The sequence below is a fragment of the Stenotrophomonas sp. LGBM10 genome (genome assembly GCF_046736075.1).
GTDB lineage: Bacteria > Pseudomonadota > Gammaproteobacteria > Xanthomonadales > Xanthomonadaceae > Stenotrophomonas.
In genome coordinates, this window is record NZ_CP177163.1 from 1,032,613 (window position 1) to 1,055,767 (window position 23,155).

At 68.8% G+C, this 23,155-nt stretch carries 15 protein-coding genes; 4 read left to right on the top strand and 11 right to left on the bottom strand.

What is annotated here, in order from left to right:
• Positions 1 to 26: 26 nt before the first annotated feature.
• The 5 genes from ACLB90_RS04410 to hflK form a co-directional block, all read right to left on the bottom strand.
• Complete coding sequence (locus ACLB90_RS04410; RefSeq protein ID WP_411851788.1) at positions 27 to 2,147, bottom strand: methyl-accepting chemotaxis protein; 2,121 nt, start codon at positions 2,145 to 2,147, stop codon at positions 27 to 29.
• Between the two features lie 203 nt (positions 2,148 to 2,350).
• Complete coding sequence (locus ACLB90_RS04415) at positions 2,351 to 3,643, bottom strand: adenylosuccinate synthase (RefSeq protein ID WP_411851789.1); 1,293 nt, start codon at positions 3,641 to 3,643, stop codon at positions 2,351 to 2,353.
• A gap of 248 nt (positions 3,644 to 3,891) precedes the next feature.
• Complete coding sequence (locus ACLB90_RS04420; RefSeq protein ID WP_411851790.1) at positions 3,892 to 4,077, bottom strand: DUF2065 domain-containing protein; 186 nt, start codon at positions 4,075 to 4,077, stop codon at positions 3,892 to 3,894.
• A gap of 77 nt (positions 4,078 to 4,154) precedes the next feature.
• Positions 4,155 to 5,018, bottom strand: coding sequence for a protease modulator HflC (gene hflC / locus ACLB90_RS04425; RefSeq protein ID WP_411851791.1), 864 nt, complete (start codon positions 5,016 to 5,018; stop codon positions 4,155 to 4,157).
• Positions 5,015 to 6,148: an FtsH protease activity modulator HflK gene (hflK, locus tag ACLB90_RS04430; protein ID WP_411851792.1), complete on the bottom strand. Its 1,134-nt coding sequence runs from the start codon at positions 6,146 to 6,148 to the stop codon at positions 5,015 to 5,017. The genes hflC and hflK overlap by 4 nt, the downstream gene beginning before the upstream one ends.
• 206 nt (positions 6,149 to 6,354) lie before the next feature.
• Here hflK and ACLB90_RS04435 point away from each other — a divergent pair, with 206 nt between their 5' ends.
• Together ACLB90_RS04435 and pilH are read left to right on the top strand one after the other, a co-directional pair.
• The gene (locus ACLB90_RS04435) at positions 6,355 to 7,353 is read left to right on the top strand and encodes a YhdH/YhfP family quinone oxidoreductase (RefSeq protein WP_411851793.1); all 999 of its coding nucleotides are present in this window, start codon (positions 6,355 to 6,357) and stop codon (positions 7,351 to 7,353) included.
• Between the two features lie 89 nt (positions 7,354 to 7,442).
• Positions 7,443 to 7,826, top strand: a complete 384-nt coding sequence (gene pilH, locus ACLB90_RS04440; RefSeq protein ID WP_411851794.1) for a twitching motility response regulator PilH — start codon at positions 7,443 to 7,445, stop codon at positions 7,824 to 7,826.
• Between the two features lie 58 nt (positions 7,827 to 7,884).
• Here pilH and ACLB90_RS04445 read toward each other — a convergent pair whose 3' ends face one another.
• Positions 7,885 to 8,784, bottom strand: coding sequence for a DnaJ C-terminal domain-containing protein (locus ACLB90_RS04445; protein WP_411851795.1), 900 nt, complete (start codon positions 8,782 to 8,784; stop codon positions 7,885 to 7,887).
• Between the two features lie 223 nt (positions 8,785 to 9,007).
• Here ACLB90_RS04445 and ACLB90_RS04450 point away from each other — a divergent pair, with 223 nt between their 5' ends.
• Both ACLB90_RS04450 and ACLB90_RS04455 read left to right on the top strand, forming a co-directional pair.
• Complete coding sequence (locus tag ACLB90_RS04450) at positions 9,008 to 9,490, top strand: peroxiredoxin (protein WP_411851796.1); 483 nt, start codon at positions 9,008 to 9,010, stop codon at positions 9,488 to 9,490.
• A gap of 29 nt (positions 9,491 to 9,519) precedes the next feature.
• Positions 9,520 to 10,113 (top strand): bacterioferritin, encoded by a 594-nt coding sequence (locus tag ACLB90_RS04455; protein WP_411851797.1) that lies wholly within the window; start codon positions 9,520 to 9,522, stop codon positions 10,111 to 10,113.
• 42 nt (positions 10,114 to 10,155) lie between these two features.
• On the opposite strand, the gene pbpC is transcribed toward ACLB90_RS04455, so the two are convergent.
• The 5 genes from pbpC to acnD form a co-directional block, all read right to left on the bottom strand.
• Positions 10,156 to 12,528, bottom strand: coding sequence for a penicillin-binding protein 1C (gene pbpC / locus ACLB90_RS04460; RefSeq protein ID WP_411851798.1), 2,373 nt, complete (start codon positions 12,526 to 12,528; stop codon positions 10,156 to 10,158).
• 55 nt (positions 12,529 to 12,583) lie between these two features.
• Positions 12,584 to 17,518, bottom strand: coding sequence for an alpha-2-macroglobulin family protein (locus ACLB90_RS04465; protein WP_411851799.1), 4,935 nt, complete (start codon positions 17,516 to 17,518; stop codon positions 12,584 to 12,586).
• Positions 17,519 to 17,650: 132 nt separating this feature from the next.
• Positions 17,651 to 19,108 (bottom strand): bifunctional 2-methylcitrate dehydratase/aconitate hydratase, encoded by a 1,458-nt coding sequence (locus tag ACLB90_RS04470; RefSeq protein WP_411851800.1) that lies wholly within the window; start codon positions 19,106 to 19,108, stop codon positions 17,651 to 17,653.
• Positions 19,109 to 19,254: 146 nt separating this feature from the next.
• Positions 19,255 to 20,436, bottom strand: a complete 1,182-nt coding sequence (gene prpF, locus ACLB90_RS04475) for a 2-methylaconitate cis-trans isomerase PrpF (protein ID WP_411851801.1) — start codon at positions 20,434 to 20,436, stop codon at positions 19,255 to 19,257.
• A 56-nt stretch (positions 20,437 to 20,492) separates the two neighbouring features.
• The gene (acnD, locus tag ACLB90_RS04480; RefSeq protein ID WP_411851802.1) at positions 20,493 to 23,108 is read right to left on the bottom strand and encodes a Fe/S-dependent 2-methylisocitrate dehydratase AcnD; all 2,616 of its coding nucleotides are present in this window, start codon (positions 23,106 to 23,108) and stop codon (positions 20,493 to 20,495) included.
• Between the last annotated feature and the right edge of the window lie 47 nt (positions 23,109 to 23,155).

Consider the following 23,155-nt stretch of genomic DNA (forward strand, 5'->3'; position numbering starts at 1 on the left):
GGTGCCGCGCACGGACATCAGCCGGGTCAGGCGGCCCGACGCACCGCTGCCACGCTGCCCGTGTCCAGCTTGAACACCGCCACCGCGTCGGTGAGCGTGCTGGCCTGCTGTTCCAGCGAACGGCTGGCCGCAGTGGCTTCTTCCACCAGCGCCGCATTCTGCTGCGTCACCTGGTCCATCTGCACCACCACCTGGTTGACCTGTTCGATGCCGGCCGCCTGTTCCTTGGTGGCGGCGGCGATGTCGCTCATCAACTGGTTGGTGCGCGAGCTGGCCTGGGTCAGGCGGGTGATCGCCGCCTCGGATTCCACGGTGACGCTCAGGCCGGTCTTGACCTTGGCGCTGGCGTCATCGATCAGGTCCTTGATCTCCTTGGCGGCGACGCCGGCACGCTGGGCAAGCGTGCGCACTTCGCTGGCGACCACGGCGAAACCGCGGCCGTTCTCGCCGGCGCGTGCCGCTTCCACCGCTGCGTTCAGGGCCAGGATGTTGGTCTGGAACGCGATACCGTCGATCACCGAGGAGATCTCGGAGATGCGTGCCGACGACTGGTCGATCTCGCCCATTACCGCCGCCATCTGCGCGATGGCCTGCTCGGTGGCCTTCACCGCCGCTCCGGCGGCATGTGCCTCCTGGTCGGCCTGGTTGGCAAGTTCGGCGTTCTGGCGCACGGTGGAGGTCAGCTCTTCCATCGAGGCAGCGGCTTCCTCCAGGTTGGCGGCCTGCTGCTCGGTGCGGCGCGACAGGTCGTTGTGGCCGGCGGCCAGTTCCTGGGCGGCATCGTTGATGCTGCCGGCGGCCAGCTGGATCTTGCCGACGATGCCGGTCAACTGCGCTGCGGTGACGTTGGCATCATCGCGCATCTGTGCGAACACGCCGTCGTAATGACCGTCCATGCGCGAGGTCAGGTCGCCGATGGACATTGCACGCAGCACGGCGGACAGATCGGCGATGCTGGCCTGCGAGCTGGCCATCATGCCGTTGAGGTTGGCCACCATCGCGCGGAACTGGAACTGGAACGCCGCCTCGTTGCCGCGCACCGAGAAATCACCCGCGCCGGCCGCCTGGGCCAGCAGGTCGATCTCGGCGTTGATCGCTTCCAGGCTGTGCTTGACCGTGGCCATCGTGCGGGTCAGTACCGCCTTCTCGCCGGGGTAGCTGTCGAGGTCGCGGCTCAGGTCGCCGATCGCATAGCGCTGCATCACCTCGACCATGTGGAACTCGACCGCCACGTGCGAGGCAACCAGTTCGTTGGTTGCATGCACCATGCGCCCGTAGTCGCCGGGGAACGCGGCTTCATCCATGCGGTAGCTGATCGCGCCGGCCTCGTGCTGGCGCGCCATGTCCAGCTGCGCGGTGATCGCGGCCTGCACGTTGTGGCGCACGCTGGCCATCGCCTCGCCCAGCTGGGTCAGTTCATCGCGGCCGCCCAGGCGGAAGTCCTGGTCCAGTTGGCCCTTGGCCATGCGCTCGGCAAGGCCCACTGCGCGGGCCAGCGGGCCGGTCAGGCTGCGGCCGATCAGCACCGAGGCCGCGATACCGACCAGCAGCGCCACGCCGCCGAGCACCAGCAGCTGCAGCAGGGTGCGCTCACCCAGCCGGATCGCTTCAGCGGCGGCCTCGCGGCTCTGGGTTTCTTCGTAGGCCACGCCATCGGCCAGGGCCTTGTTCCAGCCGTTGGCCGCTTCCTGCACCGCGCCAAGCGTCAGCGCGACCGCGGCCGGGAAGTCGCCCTGCTGCATCAGTTCGCTGGTCTGCTTGTTCAGCGGACGCGCGGTGGCGCGCCTGGCCGCGATCTGCTCGCCGATCCGCCTGCCCTCGGCGCCGCTCGGCAGCGCCTGGTAGGCGGTCCAGCTGGCCTCGTAGCGCTTGACCAGGTCGGCGATGCGCGCCTCGTCGGCTTCGCGCGCGTCACCCTGGCGGATCAGCATTTCACGGCGCACCACCATCATCTGGTTGTTGGCGTCGAGCATGTCCGACAGCAGCCGGACCTTGGCCACGCTGACCTCGGCCACCTCCTGCATCGCCCGCTTCTGTACCGCACTGCCGGTGGCGCCCGTGGCGACCACCGCTGCGACCAGCAGCAACAACAGGCCGAAGCCCATGCCCAAGCGCCAGACAACGCTGACGTTCCTCAAGAAATCCATGATATCGATCCAAACCGGGGGGGGTGCCCGGTTATCGGCGCCGCCCTGCCCGTTCTTGACCGGCCGCCGCCGGCCGGGAGGGACGCGATTCACCTTGGGGCGGGCAGGAACGCCCCCCTGCCCACAAAAAAGCCCCGCTTTCGCGGGGCTTCTGCTTCAGGCGTCGGCGCGGGGCCGGGCATGGCCCGGCCCTACCGGTCCGCTCAGGCGAACGGGTCCTGCAGGACCATCGTGTGGTCGCGATCCGGGCCGGTGGAGACGATGCTGACCGGGCAGCCGGCCAGCTCTTCCAGGGCGCGCAGGTAGGCGCGGGCCGCCGGCGGCAGGTCTTCCCAGTTGGTGATGCCGTGGGTGTTCTCGGTCCAGCCCGGGAACTCCAGGTACACCGGGGTGCACTCTTCCCAGCCCTGCGCGTCCAGCGGCGCGTATTCGGTACGCTTGCCGCGGTATTCGTAGGCGATGCAGACCTTCAGCTTTTCCATGCCGTCGAGCACGTCCAGCTTGGTGATGCACAGGCCGCTGATGCCGTTGATGGCCACGGCGCGCTTGAGGGCGACGATGTCCATCCAGCCGCAGCGACGCGGACGGCCGGTCGAGGCGCCGTACTCGGCGCCGCGGTCGCGGATGCCCTGGCCGATTTCATCGTCCAGCTCGGTCGGGAACGGGCCGCCGCCAACGCGGGTGGCGTAGGCCTTGGCGATGCCCAGCACGTAGTCGATCGCATCGGCACCCACGCCGGCACCGGCCAGTGCGCCGCCGACGGTGGTGTTGGAGCTGGTGACGTACGGGTAGGTGCCGTGGTCGATGTCCAGCAGCGCGCCCTGGGCGCCCTCGAACAGCACGCGCTTACCCTGCTTGCGCAGGTCGTGCAGGATGCCGGCGACGTCGGACTTCATCGGCTCGACGTACTCGCCGAAGGCCAGTGCTTCGTCGTAGGTCTTCTGGAAGTCGATCGCGTCGGTGTTGAGGTACTTGGTCAGCACGAAGTTGTGGTAATCCAGCGCGGTGCGCAGGAGTTCTTCCAGCTGCTTGGGGTAATGCAGGTCGGCGATGCGGATGCCGCGACGCGCCACCTTGTCTTCGTAGGCCGGGCCGATGCCACGGCCGGTGGTGCCGATCGCCTTGCCACCGGCAGCGCGTTCGCGCGCCTGGTCCAGGGCGATGTGGTACGGCATGATCAGCGGCGCGGCCGGGGAGATCTTCAGGCGCGAACGCACTTCCACGCCGGAGGTTTCCAGCTCGGCGATTTCCTTCTGCAGCGCGGCCGGCGAGATCACCACGCCGTTGCCGATCAGGCACAGCGCGTCGGCGCGCAGGATGCCCGACGGAATCAGGTGCAGGACGGTCTTCTTGCCGTTGATGACCAGGGTATGGCCGGCATTGTGACCGCCCTGGAAGCGCACGACGGCGCCGATTTCCTCGGTGAGCAGATCGACGATCTTGCCCTTGCCTTCATCGCCCCACTGGGCACCAAGCACTACGACAGACTGACCCATGACGGGCTCCTCAAAATGTTGCGGCCATCGGGGCCGCGGACGGGTAAACCGTGGCGGGGCTGGCCAGCGCGGTGATGGCGGCTCCAAACGGGGAGCAGCCGGCGATGGAAGGCCCAGACACGGAAAAAGCCGAACGGGGAGGCCCGTCCGGCTTTTGTGCATTATCCGGGTTTCCGGGGTCCGGTGCCACCCCGGCGGCGGGGGCACTTCACCGTCCGGTCAGGCCCGCCGTGCGGGGGCGCGCCGCGTCAATGCTTCAGCCACCAGAGGGTGGTTAGCCCGGCCAGCAGGATCGCCCCGCCCCAGGTGCGCAGGGCGCTGCTGCGCAGCATCAGCAGCTGCTCGGCCATGCGCTTCCAGGCGCGGGGCGCGACGAACAGGAACAGGCCTTCGAACACGGCCACCAGGCACAGCGCCGAGAACAGGTCTTTCATGGACAACTCCACACATCACAAATGAAACGGGGACCCGGTCTGCACCGGGTCCCCGTGGGTTGCTGCCGCCTGCGGCCTCAGCGATCGCTCTTGAGGTACTGCAGGAACGGGTCGTTCTTGTCGAGCACGATCACGCCGTTGCCGTCGGTCATGGAACCGCGGTAGGCCTCCAGGCTGCGGTAGAAGGCGTAGAACGACGGGTCGGCCGAACCGGCCTTGCCGTAGATGCGGGCGGCTTCGGCGTCGCCGGCACCGCGCAGCTGCTGGGCGTCGCGCTCGGCTTCGGCCACCAGCACGGTGCTGTCGCGGTCGGCCTGGGCACGGATGGTCAGCGACTGCTCCTCACCCTCGGCGCGCAGCTTGGCCGCTTCCTGCTTGCGCTGTGCGCGCATGCGCTCGTACACATCGTTGATCACCTGGCTGTCGGTGGGCAGGTCGATCTGCTTGATGCGCAGGTCGATGATTTCCATGCCCAGTTCCTTGACCGCCTTGTTGATGCCGGTCAGCTGGTTGGCGATCAGTTCGCTGCGATCACCCGACACCAGCTGCTGCAGGGTGCGCGAGTTGATCTGGTTGCGCAGCGAGTCGGTGATGATCGGTGCCAGGCGCGCATTGGCCAGGGCGGCATCGCCACCGGTGGCGCGGTAGTAGTTGCGCACGTCGGAAATGCGGCCAATGGCGAAGAAGTCGACGCTGACGTCCTTCTGCTCGGCGGTGAAGTAACGCGCCGGCGCGGTGTCGAGCACCTGGAAGCGGCGGTCGAACACCCGCACCGATTCCACCAGCGGCACCTTGAAGTGCAGGCCCGGCTTGATGTCCGCACGGACCACCTTGCCCAGGTTCAGCACCATCCCGGTCTGGTCCTCACGGACCACGTACACCGACCCCAACAGGCCCAGCAGGGCGGCCACGGCCAACCCGATCCACAGTGAACTCTTCATCGGCTGGCTCCTTCACGACCGGTCGGTCGGCCGGTGGGGCGGGTGGTCGGGCGCTCGCTGTCGCGCACCCCATCCACCGGGGTGCTGGCCGGCAACGACGGCAGCATCACTTCCGGGGTCACCGCCGGGGCGGCAGCGCCGGCGGCACGGGCATCGCCCGGCATCGGCACGTAGATCAGCTGGCGGCCATCGCCACCGATGATCTTGCGGTTCTGCGCCAGCACCTGCTCCACCGTTTCCAGCCACAGCCGCTTGCGGGTGACTTCCGGAGCGTCCTTGTACTGCACCTGCAGCAGGCTGAAGCGGTCGGCATCACCCTGCGCCTTGGACACCACGGCCTGCTTGTAGCCTTCGGCGGTGGTGCGGGCACGCGAGGCCTGGCCGCGCGCTTCGGGTACGACCTTGGCCGCATAGGCCTGGGCTTCGTTGATCAGGCGTTCCTTGACCTGCTGGGCGCCGTTGACCTCGTCGAAGGCCGGCTTCACTTCTTCCGGCGGGCGCGCGTCGGGCAGGGTCAGCCCGGTCACGACCAGGCCGGTCTGGTAGGCCTTCAGCGCCGACTGCAGACGCTCTTCGGCGACCACCGCCAGCGGACCGCGGTTGTTCAGCACGGCATTGAGGTCGGCACGGCCCACTTGCTCGCGCACCGCGCTCTGCGCCGACTGCTCCAGCACCTGGTCGGCCGATACCGAACCGAACAGGTACTTCTGCGGATCGGCGATGCGGTACTGCACGTTGACCGAGACGTTGACGATGTTCTCGTCACGGGTCAGCACCGGCACCTGGCTGCTGAAGGTCTTGATCTGGGTGGCGTTGACCTTGGTCACCGATTCGATCGGCCACGGCAGCTTGAAATTCGGGCCGGGGCCCAGAATCCGCGAGAACTGGCCGAAGCGCAGCACCACGCCGCGCTGCTGTTCGCCGATCAGCTGGAAGCTGGAGAACAGCAGCAGCAGGACCACCGCCACCGCAACCCAACGCAGGATGTTCCCATCGAACATCTCCTTCAGCGGCCCGGGCAATCCGCCCCAACCACCGCCATTGCCGCCACCGCGCGGCTTGAACGGCCCGCGTCGATTCTCGTCGGGGCCTTGTCCGCCCTTGTTGCCGCCGGGTGTATTCCAGGCCATGCACGCTCCATCAAGGTAAGGCTGCCTGCGGGCCACTCCCGCAACGTCAACCGGTGTATCTCATCCGATTCTACTAGATGGGGCTGACCGGCAGGATTGGAAGGGGGAATGACGCGCGGGATGCGATTCATGCAGCCCAGCGCCGCCCCCCGGCCCCGCGGCCAGCGGGTAAGGTGTGTTCCTCCCTTCCCCGCCAGGTTCCGGCCATGCTCCCCTCCGCCCCCTTCGACGCGTTCCGCATCCACCAGGCCGCCGACGGCGGCCATCGGGCCGGGGTGGAGCGGATCGGACTGGATGACCTGGCCCCCGGCGAGGTGGTGATCCGGGCGGGATGGTCGTCGGTCAACTACAAGGATGCCCTGGCCGGCACCGGCACGGGGCGGATCCTGCGTCGTTTTCCGCTGGTGGGCGGGATCGACGTGGCCGGCACGGTCGTCGCCTCCACCGACCCGGCCTGGCGCGAGGGCGATGCGGTGCTGGCCACCGGCTGCGGGTTGAGCGAGACCCGCGATGGCGGCTACAGCCAGTACGTCCGGCTGCCCGCCAGCGCGGTGATCGCCCAACCGGCCGGGCTGACCCCGCGCGAGGCGATGATTCTGGGGACGGCCGGCTTCACCGCCGCGCTGGCCCTGCTGCGCATGCTCGACAACCGGCTCACGCCCGAGCTGGGCCCGCTGGCGGTGACCGGTGCCACCGGTGGCGTCGGCTCGCTGGCCGTGGACATCTTCAGCCAGGCGGGCTTCGAGGTGCATGCCATCAGCGGCAAGGCCGAACAGACCGAGTACCTGCGTGCCCTCGGCGCGCGCGAGGTGCTGCCGCGCGAGACGCTTGCCACCACCCGGCCGATGGAATCGGCGCGCTTCGGCGGCGGCCTGGACAACGCCGGCGGGCCGATGCTGGCCAGTCTGCTGGCGCAGACCGCGCCCTACGGCAGCGTGGTGAGCGCCGGACTCGCGGCCAGCCCGGCGCTGGACATGACGGTGATGCCCTTCATCATCCGCGGCGTGTCGCTGCTGGGGGTGTCGTCCTCGAGCGCACCGCGTGCGCTGCGCGAGGCGGTGTGGGACAAGCTGGGCGGCGCGTGGCGGCCGCGCCATCTGGAGCGCATCTGCACCGGCGAAGTCGGCCTGGACGGCCTGCCGGGCGTGTTCGAACGGCTCCTGGCCGGCGGTGGGCACGGGCGCACGGTGGTACGAATCGACTGAGCGTGCCAGCCGGGCGACGGACGGTGCGCCGGACGCTTCACGCCGATGCGAGGCGCGCACTACACTGCGCGCATCACATGGGGAACAACATGGCACGCATTCTGATCGTCGACGATTCACCGTCGCAGCTGTTGGGGATACAGCGCATCGTCGAGAAGCTCGGTCACGAGATCCTGACCGCCACCGATGGTGCGGCCGGTGTGGAAGCGGCCAAGGCCGAACTGCCCGACCTGGTCCTGATGGACGTGGTGATGCCCAACCTCAACGGGTTCCAGGCCACCCGCACGCTGTCGCGCGATGCGGCCACCAAGCACATCCCGGTGATCCTGGTGACCACCAAGGATCAGGACACCGACCGCATGTGGGGCATGCGCCAGGGCGCCAAGGCCTACATCACCAAGCCGTTCTCCGAGGACGAGCTGTCCGAGGTGCTGGAGCGGGTCTTCAGCAACCAGGAACCGCCGGCGGTCTGAACGGTGTGCCGGCCCACGGCCGGCACCCACCGGGTACCGGCCGTGGGCCGGTAGCCGGTCAGATTTTCTCGCCGAAGGCCTTGGCCAGCGCCTTGTAGGCCTTTTTCTGGGCCTCTTCGGTCGGCGCCGGCGCGACGATCTCCAGTTCGACGATCTGGTCGCCGTCCGGGTTTCCGGGCAGGCCGCGGCCGCGCAGGCGCAGCTTGCGCCCGGCGTCCGAGTCGGCCGGCACCTTCAGCTCCACCGCACCGCCCAGGGTCGGCACGCTGATGCTGGTGCCCAGCGCCGCCTGCCACGGCATTACCTGCAGGGTGTAAAGCACGTTGCGCCCGTCCACCTCGAACTGCGGGTGTTCGGCGTATTCCACTTCCAGCAGCAGGTTGCCGCCGCCATTGCCCTGGCCGGTCAGGCGGATCACCTGGCCGGGCCGGATGCCCTTGGGCACGCGCACGTCCAGCTGACGGCCGTTGACGTTGATGCGCAGGCTGTCGCCCGCATAGGCCGCTTCCAGCGGCACGGAAAGCTTGGCGCGGGTGTCGCGCAGCGGCTGCGGGCCGGCCCCGGCCCCGGCGAAACCGCTGGAACGCCCGCCACCGCCGCCGCCGCGCTGACGCGCGAACAGGCTTTCGAAGAAGTCGCTGAACCCGCCGCCGCCGGCCCCGCCGCCGAACACCTCCTCGAAGTCGAAGCCCTGGCCACCGCCGTAGTTCGGCGGCGCATGGAACTCCTCGCCCGGGCGATAGCCCTGCGCCTTTAGCTGGTCGTAAGCGGCACGCTTCTGCGGGTCGCGCAGGGCCTCATAGGCTTCGTTGACGGCCTTGAACTTCTCTTCCGCGCCGGCCTCCTTGCTGACGTCGGGATGGTACTTGCGCGCCAGCCGCCGGTAGGCGGTCTTGATTTCCGCATCGCCCGCGGTCGGTTCCACACCCAGCGTGGCGTAATAATCCTTGAATTCCATCCAGACACCTCGAATAAGTTCGGTCGCCCGCGCAGGCGGGCACCGTCCGGTCAATTCTAGCGGCTGGCGGCGGCCCTGCCCGTCACCTCGGGCATGCGGTTTGATCCTGCGCAATGCCAGCGCCATCGGCGGGGAGCAGGATGGGGCTGGGCGACGCGTTTTCAACGTTTTGACGCCACCCTTCCATCGCCCGCCCTACCCTGCGCAGGTACAAGGAGCCCACATGACCATCCACGTTGGCGATCGCATTCCCGAAGTGACCCTCAAGCGCATCCGCGAGGGCATGGAGACCATCGACACCCACGCCCTGTTCGACGGGCGCAAGGCGGTGCTGTTCGCCGTGCCGGGGGCGTTCACGCCCACCTGCTCGGCCCGCCACCTGCCGGGGTACGTCGAGCATTTCGCCGAGTTCCGCCATCGCGGCATCGACGTGTTCTGCATGGCCGTCAACGACCCGTTCGTGATGAAGGCCTGGGGCGAGAGCCAGCAGGTCCCCGATGGCCTGCAGATGCTGTCCGACGGCAACGGCGAATTCACCCGCGCACTCGGGCTGGAGATGGATGCCAGCAGTTCCGGCATGGGCCTGCGCTCGCGCCGCTTCGCGCTGTATGTCGAGGACGGCGTGGTGCGGCAGGCCTTCATCGAAGAGCCCGGCAAGTTCGAGGTGTCCTCCGCACAGTACGTGCTGGAGCACCTTCCCCGCTGAACCCACGCAACAGAGGAACCCGGCCAGCCATGTCAAAGCCAGCCAAGAATGCCCGCCCCGCCCCTGCTTCCGCCGCCGGCACCAACCGTCCGGCAGGCATCAGCGACACCGCCACCCTGCGCGCGCGTGCCCGCAAGGACATCGAAGACGGCGCCATCACCGACACCTACAGCGCCGACCGCAAAGCGGTCATCAAGCTGCTCAACGATGCGCTGGCCACCGAGTACGTGTGCGTGCTGCGCTACTACCGCCACTACTTCATGGCCAAGGGCATGCTCGCCGATGCGGTGAAGGCCGAGTTCCTTGAACATGCCCAGCAGGAGCAGGCGCATGCCGGCAAGCTGGCCGAGCGCATCGTGCAGCTGGGCGGCGAACCGGACCTCAATCCGGACACGCTGACCGCGCGCTCGCACGCCGAGTACAAGGAAGGCACCGATCTGCGCGACATGGTCCGCGAGAACCTGATCGCCGAGCGCATCGCGATCGACAGCTATCGCGAGATGATCAACTTCGTCGGCGACAAGGACACCACCACCAAGCGCATCCTGGAAGAGATCCTGGCGCAGGAAGAAGAGCACGCCGACGAATTCGCCGACCTGCTGGACGGCTGGATCGGCAAGTAACACGGACGGCCGACGCGCACCGGCGCTGCACGCGCCGGGCGCTCAGCGCAGGATGCGGAAGCGCACCTGGGTCCAGGCGCCATCGGTGGCGAGCGCGGTCAGGGTGTGGTCGCCAACGTCGTCGAAATCCCGCTGGAACAGGCGCGCGCCTTCGGTGCGCGCGATCCAGCGGTCATCCAGCAGCCAGTCGATGCTGCCGTCGGTGCCAAGCGCGCGCAGCTGCAGGCGTACGCCATGTTCGGCATTGGGTGCCCGTGCCAGCGTGGCGCGGTCGTTGAGTCCTTCGATGTGCAGACTGCCGCCGCTCTGCCGGCCGTCGTCGCGGCAATCCGGGGACAGCGCCGGCAACTGCGCGGCACGGCGCTGCGCCAACGGCAGCCACGGCGACACCAGCGCCGGCCAGCGGGCGATCTCGCGCGGTTCGGCCACATGCGGTGCGCTGCAGTCCGGCGACAGCCGCAGGCCGGTGCGCGCATCCACCTCGAAGCGCTGCCGCCCCGGCTGCCACAGCCGCGCATCGCGTTCGGCGAACGTGGGCGGCACCACACCGTCCAGCACGAACGCCTGCAGCCGGCGCTGGCACAGGTCCGCCGGCGTGCCCTCGGCCAGTTCGCCGGTCGGCCAGCAGATGTCGCTGCGGGTCACACTGGCCGGCATCGGCGCGGCGCTGGCATCGCCGGTCTGGCGCGGCAGGCTGTCGATCACTTCGAACATCAATGGCAAGGCGGTCACCGCGCCGTACTGCCCGGGCAGCGGCGTGCCGTCGGGCCGCCCCACCCACACGCCCACGGTGTAGTGCCGGGTGCTGCCGATCGCCCAGGCGTCGCGGTAGCCATAGCTGGTGCCGGTTTTCCACGCCACACGGGGGCGGCCGGTGACATCGAAGGTGCCGGTGCCGTAGCCGGGGCGCGGGTTGGATTCGAGCACTTCGCGGGTGATCCACGCCGCGCCCGGCGACATCAGCCGCCGCTCGATCACCGCATCGTCGGCGGTGTAGCGCACGCGCCCGGCGATGCCGTTGCGGTTGAATGCCGCGAATGCGCCGACCAGATCCTCCAGCCGCGCGCCGGTGCCGCCCAGGATCAGCGACAGGTTCGGGCTGCTGCCGCGCGGGAAGCGCAGGTTGATGCCGGCATGCGACAGGCGCGCGGCGAAGCGCGCCGGGCCTACCCGGTCGAGCATGTCCACCGCCGGGACGTTCAGCGACAGCCGCAGCGCGGTGGCCGAACTGACCGGGCCGTTGAACGCGGCATCGAAGTTGCCCGGGCGGTAGCCGCCGAACCCCTGCGGTGCGTCCACCATCAGGCTCTCGGAGTGGATCAGGCCATCATCCAGCGCCATTCCGTACAGAAACGGCTTGAGCGTGGAGCCCGGCGAGCGCCAGGCCTGCACCATGTCCACATGGCCCAGCCTCTGCTTGTCGCCGAAGGCCACCGAACCGACGTAGGCGCGCGCTTCAAGCGTGCGGTTGTCCACCACCAGCAGTGCGGCGGAGGTGCGTTCGGGCAACTGCGAGAAGTAGGAGGACACACGCTCTTCAAGCGTGCGCTGCAGGCCGATGTCGAGCGTGCTCTGGATCCGCGCTGCACGCGGCTGCGCCGAACGCAGGCGCTGCGCCAGCAGCGCGGCATGCAGCGGCGGCTGCAGCGCGCGGGTCACGACGGGCTCGATGCGCGCATCGTCCACCTCCTCGCGTGACCACACGCCGAGGTCGGCCATGCGTTCCAGCACTTTGTCGCGCGCGGCCTGCGCCGCTTCCGGGTGACGGTCCGGCCGCAGCCGGCTGGGCGACTGCGGCAGCACCGCGAGCAGCGCCGCCTCGGCATGCGACAACGCCGACGCCGGCTTGCCGAGATAGGCCCAGCTCGCCGCTTCAACGCCTTCGATGGTGCCGCCATAGGGCGCGCGTTCCAGGTACAGCGCCAGGATCTGCGCCTTGCTCAGGTGCACCTCGAGCTGCACCGCGCGCAGCAGCTGCTTGGCCTTGCCCCACGGGGTACGGGTATGCGGGTCCAGGATGCGCGCCACCTGCATGGTGAGGGTGGAACCGCCGGACACGATCCGGCGTTCGACCACCCACTGCCTGCCAGCGCGCAGCATTGCCCACGGGTTGACGCCGGGATGCCGCCAGAACCAGCGGTCCTCGTAGTTGAGCAGCGCCTGCAGGTACAGCGGCGACACGCTGTCGGCGGATGCCGGGTAACGCCACACACCTTCCGCATCGGCGAACGCGCGCAGCGGCGTGCCGTCGCGCGCCACCACCAGCGTGCTGGTGTCGCGCTGGCGTGGCAGCGGCGGCGGGAACGCCAGGTCCAGTACCAGCAGCAGCGCCAGCGCGGCCGCCGTGCCCCAGCGCAGCCACGGCCACAGCGGTCGCAGATGGCGGCGCAGACGGGAAAGGAAGGAAAAGGTCATGGCATCGGCAACACGGACCGCCGGGCCACCGCCAATGCGGTGGCCCGGCCAGCGGCTATGGCTGCACCACGGTCAGTGTGGTCGGGTAGCTGCGGCCCACCCCGCGCAGGTCGGGACGGTACATGTCCTCCACCAGCGGCGGCGGCACGCGGTAGGTGCCCGGGGTGACCGCGCGCACCAGGTAGAACACCTTGGCCGTGCTGCCGCGCGAGAGCCTGAGCGCGGCCACGTAGCGGTCGTCGCGGAACTCTTCGTGTTTGACGTTGGCCGCATCGCCACGGTCGTTCACGCTCAGCCCGTCGACCACCACATCGGCCCACTGCTTGGCGTCGCCGAGGTTGAAGTTCTCGATCTCCAGGCCGGCCGGCAGCAGGTCGGTGAGCAGCGCGTCGGGCATGTCCACGTTCGGGGTCACGCTGACGCGCACGATCAGCGCCTCGCCTTCCTTAAGCGCGCGCGGCGTCCACGGCTTGCCGTCGGTGGTGTACCAGCTGCGCTCCACGCCGAGCGTACGACTGTCCGGCTCGGGCGGGTTGCGCGGGATGCCGGCGACCTCCAGGCTGGCGAACATCGGCGGCTCACCCTGCGGGGTGAACCGCACGCCCTTGGCCAGCGCGGCGTAGTCGACGCTGCGGCCGAACATGCGGCGCGCGGAGATGGCTTCACTGTCACCCCCAATCGTCAGCTCACCGGAGACCAGCTTCTTCTGGTTGGCCGCCAGCGCCTTGCCCATGCGCGCCAGCGCCACCTGTTCCTGCGTGCTCAGCCACATATAGCCGCTGTTGCGGCGTGCATCGAGCGCGCGGCCCAGGTCGATGGCCCGCGCGTCGTACGCCGGCTTGGACAGCTTGCGCTCGTGCAGCAGCGCGATCATCAGGGCATCGTCGCGGACGACGCTGCCGTAGTCACCGAAGTAGGCCGGACGATCGTCGGCGCGCTTGGCAAAGCCGGCCGCGATCGCGGCATCGCCGCGCTTGTGGTCGCCCTGCAGCGACAGCGCGATACCAAGGTGAACCAGCGACAGCCCGGTCAACGACTTGCTGCGTTCGTTGTCGTACAGCGCGCGCAGCGTGCCCAGCGGGGCGCGGTTGACACGCGCCAGCACGTAGCCCGAGTACGCCTGGTTGGCGAACTTCAGGTTCTCGCGGCGGTCCTCGCCATAGAACTGGTTGCCACCGGACAGCAGGTCCTCGCTGAGGCGGTTGAGCGCCTTCTGCAGCACCGCGTCGGGCACCGCGAAACCGGCGTCCTTGGCGTCCAGCAGGAACTCGGCGATGTACGGGGTGAGCCACGGGTTGACGTAGCCGTCGTCGCCCCACATCGAGAAGTTGCCGTTGGCCACCTGCATCGAGGCCAGCCGGCCGAACGCGCCTTCCATGCGCTCGCGGCGGGCCTTGGCATCCAGGCCGTCGGCGCCGAGCATGGCCGAGGTGGCCTCATCCAGCATCAGGGCCGCGTAGCCCTTGCTGGTGGTCTGCTCGGCACAGCCGTACGGGTACCTGAGCGCGCCGTTGAGCGCACTGGCGAACGGAATCGGCGGCAACGCGCTGACCAGCATGTGCGCGGTCACCGAGTCGTTCATCAGGCCATCGGCGAGGCCGGCGTCCATGCTTACCGCCACCAGCGGATCGAGCGAGCGGGTCTGCGCGCGCAGCACCTGCGGCCACGCCGCGCGCACCGGCAGGTCATAGCGGCGATCCACCTTGAAGCCGTTGCCATCCACACGCACCCGCACCTTGGCCACCGTATAGCCCTCGCGCGCGGTGAGCGGGAAGCTCAAGGTGCGCTTGGCATCGGCAGCGAGGGTCAGCGCGCGGGTCGGTTCGCCCAGCGTCAGCGGCCCGATCCCATCGACCTGGACCTTGAACTCGCCCGGCTTGCCGGTGAAGTTCTGCACGTCCAGGGTCACCGTACTGGTATCGCCGGGCGCCAGCACGCGCGGCATGCTGGCTTCGGCCAGGATCGGCGCGCGTACCACGGTCTCCATGTCACGCTTGCCGTACTGGTCATCCGAGTACACCAGCGCGGAAATGCGCAGGGTGCCGTTGAAGTCCGGCACCTTCAGCGTGACCCGGGCGATGCCCTTGGCATCGAGCTTCACCGGGCCGGAGAACAGGTCCACGGTCTGCACGCGTGCGGTGGGCCGCTTGGCCTGCGGCATCGCCGCCAGCGCCATGTCGCCGCCGAACTTCAGCTTGCCGCTGGCGCCGTCGAAGCTTTCGATCACACGGCTGTAGATGTCGTAGGCATCCACGCCAAGGCGGCGCTGCGCGAAGAAGTGCGCGGCGGCGTCGGGCACCGGGAAACGGGTGATGTTGAGGATGCCCACGTCCACCGCCGAAACGGTGACATGCGCGACCTTGCCGGCCAACTGCGGCGCGCTCACGGTCACCGGCAGGGTCTGCTCGGGACGCATCTGCTTCGGTGCGGACAGACCCACTGCCACCTGGCGGGCCTTGCGGTCCATCGGCACATGCACCACGCCCACCGCGCGGGCCGGGGTGATCTTGCTCGGCGCGCTGCCGCCGCGGAATACCAGCGCGGTGATGTAGATGTCGTGGCGTTCCCATTCCGCCGTCACCGGAATGTCGAAGGTGCTGCCCGGCTTGGCGTCGATGTCCTGCACGTAGAGCATCTTGTCGCTTTCCACCATCAGCACCCCCTTGCCGGCGTGCGGCGGGGTGACGGTGACGCGCACGGTGTCGCCGGCCTTGTAGCCGGTCTTGTCCAGGGCCAGCTTGACCTTGTCCGGCCGCGCATCCAGACCACGGTTGTCGTCATTCCAGCTCCAGCCGGCGCGGAATGGATAACGGCTGGTCAGGCCGGTGGCCGGATCGAACACGTCCAGCCGGTACTCGCCCCACTCCACCGCGAAATCCACCGTGGTGGCGGCCGTGCCGGCATCGAGGGTGCGGGTTTCCTTGTTCTCGAAACGGCGGGTGAAGTCGTAGTCCCAGCGGTTGTCGTTGAAGCTCCAGTGGTAGTCGCGCAGCTCGCGCACCAGCGTGGCCTTCAGGCCCTTGGCCGGCTGTGCCTTGCCGGCCGCATCCACGCGCATCAGTTGGAAGCGCGCGTTGCTGTTGGCGTCGGCGCCGTCCTCGGGCTTGAACAACGGGCGCACGCCGACCAGCACCGGCGCCGGCCACATCACCCGCTTGAGGGTGCGGGTGACGGTGCGGCCACCGGTCTCGTACACACTGCCGGACACCACCACCGCCACCGGGGCGGTCGCCTTGACCTCGGCCGGCAGCACCACGTCCTGACGCAGCTTGCCATCGGCCGGGAACTCGGTGTCGAGCACATCGCGCGCTTCGCGCGGCAGTTCCATCGTCGGGTCGCCGAAGAAGTAGCCCGGCAGCGATTCCACCGGCGACTGTTCGGCGGCCACCGCCAGCCGTGCGGTGAAGCGGTTGCCGTCGGCCGGCGCGCCATACAGATAGGCGGCGTCGGCCATCAGCTTGAGCGGTTCGCCGGGCTTGAGGGTCTTCTGCGCGCTGTCCAGGTCCAGCTTCATGCGCTCGGGCAGGAACTCCTCGATGCGCAGGGTCATGCCCTGGATGGCTTCCTTGCTGGCCGGGTTGGTACGGAACTCCACCTGCCAGCGGCCGGTCGGGGCCTCGGCCGGGATGGTCTGTTCAAAGCTGAAGTAGCCCTGCTCGCCCGGCTGCAGGCGGGTTTCGCGGAAGGTTTTGCCATCGGGCTGCTTGAGCCGCAGGAACACCGGCTGGGCGGCCTTGCCCGGCCCACCGACCGGCTTGCCGTCGTTGTCGCGCAGCAGCGCGGAAATGCGCACGGTCTCGCCGGGGCGGTAGAGGTCGCGGCCGGACCAGGCGAACACGTCGAACCAGGCGTTGTCGCGCCCGGCCACGGCGAACTCGCTCAGGTCCAGCGCCGGCTGGTTGAACGGCAGCATGGTGGTGTCGCCACCACTGCTGGCAATCAGCACGTGGCTAGCATCCAGGGTGTACTTCAGCAGGGCATTGCCGTTGGCATCGGTCGCCCCCTTGAGCACCACCTCACCCTTGCCGTCGAGCACGCGCAGGTCGATCTTCTTCAGCGACGCGCCGCTCTGCAGCGAGGCGGTATGGACGAACAGGGTGTCCTTGTAGGCACGCGTGTGCAGGCCGATGTCACTGACCGTGAAGAAGGCGGTATCGAACTCGCTGTCGAACGTGCCGCTGCGCTTCATCACCGCGAAGTACAGCCCCGGGGCCTGCAGCTCCTTGATGTCCTGGGTGGGCAGGTAGGTCAGCACGCGCTCGTTCTGCTTGCCGCCCAGCACGAAGCGGTTCACGTACACCGGCTCGGCCAGCTTGGACATCGGGGTCTTTTCGCCGTACTCGCTGTCCAGATCCCAGCTGCCGCGGCGGCCGCCGCGCTGGTACTGGCTGAAGAAGTTCGGCAGTTCCTTCTCGCGGACGCGCAGGAACTCCACGTCCACTTCCGGCACGTTCACCGACACCACGGGCAGGCCACGGCTGTCGCGCGCGGGCAGCACGCTGCCCTGCGATGCGAAGCCGGCGGCCGGCGAGAGTTCGCCGCTGAACACCTTCTGGCGCAGTTCCTTGCCGATCCGGCTGCCGTCCGCGGCGAGCAGGTCCGGCGAGACGATCAAGGTGTACTCCTTGGCCGCCTCCACGAAGGGGTAGCGCAGGGTCTTGCCGTCATCGGACAGGGTCCAGCTGCTGCCCTCGGTGCCAACCTTCTCGGCGAACCGCACCAGCGTGTCGAAGTCCTGGGTGCCGACCAGCGGGCGCGAGAACTCCAGCGCCAGCGACAGGCCGTCGCTCTTCTGGTCAGGGAAGGCGCGGACCAGGGTGAACCCGGCAACGGCCTCGGCCTTGGCGGCGATCGGCGCGCCGGACGGCGCCGGCAACTGGCCGCTGTCGTTGCGCTTGCAGCCCCCGATGCCCAGCACCAGGCCGGCGGCCAGCGCCAGACCTGCGATTCCCTTCCAGCCCCACTGCCCGACCCGACTGCGGCTAGCCATGACGTCACTCCTTGATCAAGGCGGCCAGTATACGGGCCCTCCCGGCCCGTTCGGGGGCGGGGCCCCTGGCGATCCGGGCGTCATGGTGGGCAGGCAGGTGCGAAGCCGGCGGCAGCCGACCAGTGGTCGGCTCTACCCGGCCACGTAAAGGTCCACATAGTCGTGGACCGGCATCGCCTCCAGCACCACCGGGTCCAGCGAGGCATCCAGGATGCGGCGCTGCTGCACGGTCGGGAAGGTCCCGGCCAGGTGCCGGCGGAACTTGTCCTCCAGCAGCGGAATGCCCTCGGCGCGGCGACGGGCGTGGCCGAGCGGATACTCGACCGCCGCCTCCAGCGTGGTGCCGTCGTTGAACGTCACGTGCAGCGCGTTGGCGATGCTGCGCTTGTCCGGGTCCAGGTAGTCGGCGGTGAAGCGCGGTTCCTCGACGCAGGCGATCTTCGCGCGCAGCGGGTCGATGCGCGGATCGGCGGCAACGTCGTCCTCGTAGTCCTCGGCGACCAGCCGGCCGAAGATCAGCGCGATGGCGACCATGTACTGCACGCAGTGGTCGCGGTCGGCCGGATTGTGCAGCGGGCCGGACTTGTCGATGATCCGCAGGCAGGCCTGCTGGGTGCGCAGGGTGATGCGCGCAATGTCCTCGCTGCGTCTGCCGGCCGCCCGCATGCGGGCATGCACCTGCATCGCCGCTTCGACTGCGGTCTGGCCGTGGAACTCGGCCGGATAGCTGATCTTGAACAGCACGTTCTCCATCACGTAGCTGCCGTAGGGCCGCTGGAAGCGGAACGGCTGCCCGCCGAAGGAGACGTCGTAGAACCCCCAGGTGGGCGCGGTGAGCGCGCTGGGGTAGCCCATCTCGCCGGTGGCGGCCATCAGCGCCAGGCGCACGGCGCGGCTGGTGGCATCGCCGGCCGCCCAGCTCTTGCGCGAGCCGGTGTTGGGCGCGTGGCGATAGGTACGCAACGCCTGCCCGTCCACCCAGGCCAGCGACACCGCGTTGAGCATGCGCTCGCGGTCCAGCCCGAGCAGATGCGCGACCACGGCGGTGGAGGCCACCTTGACCAGCACCACGTGATCCAGCCCAACCCGGTTGAAGGCATTCTCCAGGGCGAGGCAGCCCTGGATTTCATGGGCCTTGACCATCGCCACCAGCACGTCACGCATGGTCAACGGCGCGCGGCGCAGCGCCTCGGCGTTGCGGCTGAGCCAGTCGGCGGTGGCCAGGATGCCGCCGAGGTTGTCGGACGGGTGGCCCCACTCGGCCGCCAGCCAGGTGTCGTTGAAATCCAGCCAGCGCACCATCGTGCCGATGTTGAAGGCGGCCTGCACCGGGTCCAGTTCGAACCGGGTGCCCGGCACCCGTGCCCCGTTGACCACCCGGGTTCCCGGCGCCAGCGGCCCGAGCAGTTTGCTGCAGGCCGGGAACGACAATGCCGCCAGGCCACACCCGAGCGTGTCGATCAGGCAGTGGCGGGCGGTGGTGTAGGCCAGTGGCGATTCCACCGGGTAGTCGCGCACGTAGTCGACGATGTCGGTCATGACCGCATCCCACGCGACGCGTTCGTTGGACGGGGGGCTGCCGCTGGTCATCGTCTCGCTCCTGGTGGGCCGGCGCTGGCAGCGGGGCAGAGCCCCGCTCTACGGAGGTGTACGGTGGTGCAGCGGGGCAGAGCCCCGCTCTACGGGGTGGTGCTGCAGCGGGGCAGAGCCCCGCTCTACGGGCTGGGCGGTGCGGTTTATGCGGGGACGCGCACTGCGCCGTCCATCAGCACGCGCGCGCTGCGGCTCATGATGGCCTTGGTGACTGTCCACTGGCCGTCAACGCACGCGGCCTGGGCGCCCACGCGCAGCGTGCCGGACGGGTGGCCGAAGGTGACGGCCTCACGTTCGCCACCACCGGCGGCCCGGTTGACCAGCGTGCCGGGAATCGCGGCCGCGGTACCGATGGCGACGGCGGCGGTGCCCATCATCGCGTGGTGCAGCTTGCCCATCGACAGCGCGCGCGCGTGCAGGTCGATGTCGCCGGCCGCGATCTGCTTGCCGCTGGAAGACACATAGTCCTGCGCGCGGGCGACGAAGGCGACCTTGGGCGTGTGCTGGCGCGTGGCGGCCTGCTCGATGCTGGCGATCAGGCCCATGCGCACCGCCCCATGCGCGCGGATCGCCTCGAACCGTGCCAGCGCCGCCTTGTCCTCGTTGATCGCCGGCTGCAGCTCGGTGCCGGTGTAGCCCAGGTCGGCAGCGTTGAGGAAGATGGTGGGAATGCCCGCGGTGATCATGGTCACCTCGAAGGTGCCCACGCCTGGCACATCCAGCGTGTCGACCAGGTTGCCGGTGGGGAACATCGAGCCGCCCTCGCCGTCGCCGTCGTCGGACGGATCAAGAAACTCGAGCTGGATCTCGGCCGCCGGGAAGGTCACCCCGTCCAGCTCGAAATCGCCGGTCTCCTGCACCTCACCGTCCACCATCGGCACGTGCGCCAGAATGGTTTTGCCGATGTTGGCCTGCCAGATGCGCACGGTGCAGATGCCGTCGCGCGGAACGCGTGCCGGGTCGATGAAGCCGTTGCTGATGGCGAACGGGCCGACCGCCGTGCTGAGGTTGCCGCAGTTGCCGCTCCAGTCCACGAACGCGGTATCGATCGAGACCTGGCCGTACAGGTAGTCCACATCGTGGTCGGGCACCGACGGCGCGGCGATGATCACGCACTTGCTGGTGCTGGAGGTGGCGCCCCCCATGCCATCGGTGTGTTTGCCATAGGGATCGGGTGAGCCGATCACGCGCATCAGCAGCGCGTCGCGGGCCGCACCCGGTGTCTGCGCTGCGGCGGGCAGGTCCTGCAGGCGGAAGAACACGCCCTTGCTGGTGCCGCCGCGCATGTAGGTGGCAGGAATGCGGAGCTGGGGAAGAAACGCCATGAGGAGGTCCTGTTGAAAAGACGGCCCGTTGCCGGGCCGTCGTGAGGCGGGGTGGATCAGGCGACCTGCGAGGATTCCAGGAAATCCTGGGCGAAGCGCTGCAGCACGCCGCCGGCCTCGTAGATCGAGACTTCCTCGGCCGTGTCCAGCCGGCAGGTGACCGGCACGTTGAGCTGCTCGCCGCTGCGACGATGGATGACCAGGGTCAGCTCGGCGCGCGGCACGCGCTCGCCGATCACATCGAAGGTTTCGGTGCCGTCGATGCCCAGGGTTTTGCGGTTGACCCCTTCCTTGAACTCCAGGGGCAATACGCCCATGCCGATCAGGTTGGTGCGGTGGATGCGTTCGAAGCCCTCGGCGGCGATGGCTTCCACACCCGCCAGGCGCACGCCCTTGGCGGCCCAGTCGCGCGAGCTGCCCTGGCCGTAGTCGGCACCGGCGATGATGATCAGCGGCTGCTTGCGTTCCATGTAGGTTTCGATCGCTTCCCACATGCGGGTGACCTCGCCCTCCGGCTCCACGCGCGCCAGCGAGCCCTGCTTCACCTGCCCATCGACCACGACCATTTCGTTGATCAGTTTGGGGTTGGCAAAGGTGGCGCGCTGCGCGGTGAGGTGATCGCCGCGGTGGGTGGCGTAGGAGTTGAAGTCCTCTTCCGGCAGGCCCATCTTCGCCAGGTATTCACCGGCCGCGCTGCTGGCCAGAATCGCGTTGGACGGCGACAGGTGGTCGGTGGTGATGTTGTCGCCCAGCACCGCCAGCGGACGCATGCCGCGCAGCGGACGCTCACCGGCCAGTGCGCCCTCCCAGTACGGCGGGCGACGGATGTAGGTGCTCTGCGGGCGCCACTCGTACAGCGGGCTGATCGGCGCGCCGTGCTCGACCTTGAAGGTGAACATCGGGTCGTAGACCTGGCGGAACTGTTCCGGCTTGACGCTCGCGGCCACCACCGCGTCGATCTCGGCATCGCTGGGCCACAGATCCTTCAGCGTGATCGGATTGCCATCGGCGTCATGGCCGAGCGCGTCCTTCTCGATGTCGAAACGCACGGTGCCGGCAATGGCATAGGCCACCACCAGCGGCGGCGAGGCCAGGAAGGCCTGCTTGGCATACGGGTGGATGCGGCCGTCGAAGTTGCGGTTGCCCGACAGCACCGCGGTGGCGTACAGGTCGCGGTCGATCACTTCCTGCTGGATCTTCGGATCGAGCGCGCCGCTCATGCCGTTGCAGGTGGTGCAGGCGAAGGCGACGATGCCGAAGCCCATCTGTTCCAGGTCGCCGAGCAGGCCAGCCTCTTCCAGGTACAGCTGCACCGCCTTGGAACCGGGCGCCAGCGAGCTCTTCACCCACGGCTTGCGGGTCAGGCCGGCGCGGTTGGCATTGCGCGCCAGCAGCGCCGCGGCGATCACGTTGCGCGGATTGCTGGTGTTGGTGCAGCTGGTGATGGCTGCGATGATCACCGCGCCGTCCGGCATCAGGCCCTGTTCCTGCTCGACCTTGCCCGAGGCCAGCTTGGCTTCATCCGCGATGCCGCGTGCGGCCAGATCGGCGGTCGCCACGCGCTTGTGCGGATTGGACGGGCCGGCCATGTTGCGCACCACGCTGGACAGATCGAACTGCAGCACGCGCGGGTACTGGACCTGGGCCAGGTCATCCGACCACAGGCCGGCGGCCTTGGCGTAGGTCTCCACCAACTGCACCTGGGCTTCCTCGCGGCCGGTCAGGCGCAGGTAGTCCAGGGTCTGCTGGTCGATGGAGAACATCGCCGCGGTGGCGCCGAACTCCGGGGTCATGTTGGAGATGGTGGCGCGGTCGCCGATGGTCAGCGCGGTTGCGCCCTCACCGTAGAACTCGATCCAGGCGCCGACCACGCGCTCTTTGCGCAGGAACTCGGTCAGTGCCAGCACGATGTCGGTACAGGTGATGCCCGGCTGCGGGCGCCCGGTGAGCTCCACGCCGATGATGTCGGGCAGGCGCATCCACGAGGCGCGGCCGAGCATCACGTTCTCCGCTTCCAGGCCGCCCACGCCGATCGCGATCACGCCCAGCGCATCCACGTGCGGGGTGTGGCTGTCGGTGCCCACGCAGGTATCGGGGAAGGCCACGCCGTCGCGCACCTGGATCACCGGCGACATTTTCTCCAGGTTGATCTGATGCATGATGCCGTTGCCCGGCGGAATCACGTCGACGTTCTTGAACGCCTTCTTGGTCCAGTTGATGAAGTGGAACCGGTCTTCGTTGCGCCGGTCTTCAACGGCGCGGTTCTTGGCGAACGCGGCCTTGTCGAAGCCCGGGTATTCCACCGCCAGCGAGTGATCGACGATCAGCTGGGTCGGCACCACCGGGTTGATCTGGGCCGGATCGCCGCCGGCATCGGCGATGGCATCGCGCAGTCCGGCCAGGTCCACCAGCGCGGTCTGGCCGAGGATGTCATGGCACACCACGCGGGCCGGATACCACGGGAAATCCAGGTCCTGGCGGCGCTCGATCAGCTGCCGCAGCGAGGCGTCCAGGGTGGCCGGATCGCAGCGGCGCACCAGGTTTTCCGCCAGCACGCGCGAGGTGTACGGCAGCGTGGCGTAGGCGCCGGGCTGGAGCGCGTCAACGGCGGCCCGGGTGTCGAAATAGTCCAGCGCAGTGCCGGGGAGATTCTTGCGGTAGGTGCTGTTCATGGCTGGCGATAGCTGCTTGTTGGCGGGCCGGGGCGTCGTTACACCGG

Coding starts and splice junctions, on each gene's coding strand:
- ACLB90_RS04470 (WP_411851800.1), bottom strand. CDS start 19,108: ATGACCAGCGGCAGCCCCCCGTCCAACGAACGCGTCGCGTGGGATGCG.
- ACLB90_RS04435 (WP_411851793.1), top strand. CDS start 6,355: ATGCTCCCCTCCGCCCCCTTCGACGCGTTCCGCATCCACCAGGCCGCC.
- ACLB90_RS04465 (WP_411851799.1), bottom strand. CDS start 17,518: ATGGCTAGCCGCAGTCGGGTCGGGCAGTGGGGCTGGAAGGGAATCGCA.
- ACLB90_RS04445 (WP_411851795.1), bottom strand. CDS start 8,784: ATGGAATTCAAGGATTATTACGCCACGCTGGGTGTGGAACCGACCGCG.
- ACLB90_RS04415 (WP_411851789.1), bottom strand. CDS start 3,643: ATGGGTCAGTCTGTCGTAGTGCTTGGTGCCCAGTGGGGCGATGAAGGC.
- ACLB90_RS04410 (WP_411851788.1), bottom strand. CDS start 2,147: ATGGATTTCTTGAGGAACGTCAGCGTTGTCTGGCGCTTGGGCATGGGC.
- ACLB90_RS04420 (WP_411851790.1), bottom strand. CDS start 4,077: ATGAAAGACCTGTTCTCGGCGCTGTGCCTGGTGGCCGTGTTCGAAGGC.
- hflC (WP_411851791.1), bottom strand. CDS start 5,018: ATGAAGAGTTCACTGTGGATCGGGTTGGCCGTGGCCGCCCTGCTGGGC.
- prpF (WP_411851801.1), bottom strand. CDS start 20,436: ATGGCGTTTCTTCCCCAGCTCCGCATTCCTGCCACCTACATGCGCGGC.
- ACLB90_RS04450 (WP_411851796.1), top strand. CDS start 9,008: ATGACCATCCACGTTGGCGATCGCATTCCCGAAGTGACCCTCAAGCGC.
- ACLB90_RS04455 (WP_411851797.1), top strand. CDS start 9,520: ATGTCAAAGCCAGCCAAGAATGCCCGCCCCGCCCCTGCTTCCGCCGCC.
- hflK (WP_411851792.1), bottom strand. CDS start 6,148: ATGGCCTGGAATACACCCGGCGGCAACAAGGGCGGACAAGGCCCCGAC.
- pbpC (WP_411851798.1), bottom strand. CDS start 12,528: ATGACCTTTTCCTTCCTTTCCCGTCTGCGCCGCCATCTGCGACCGCTG.
- acnD (WP_411851802.1), bottom strand. CDS start 23,108: ATGAACAGCACCTACCGCAAGAATCTCCCCGGCACTGCGCTGGACTAT.
- pilH (WP_411851794.1), top strand. CDS start 7,443: ATGGCACGCATTCTGATCGTCGACGATTCACCGTCGCAGCTGTTGGGG.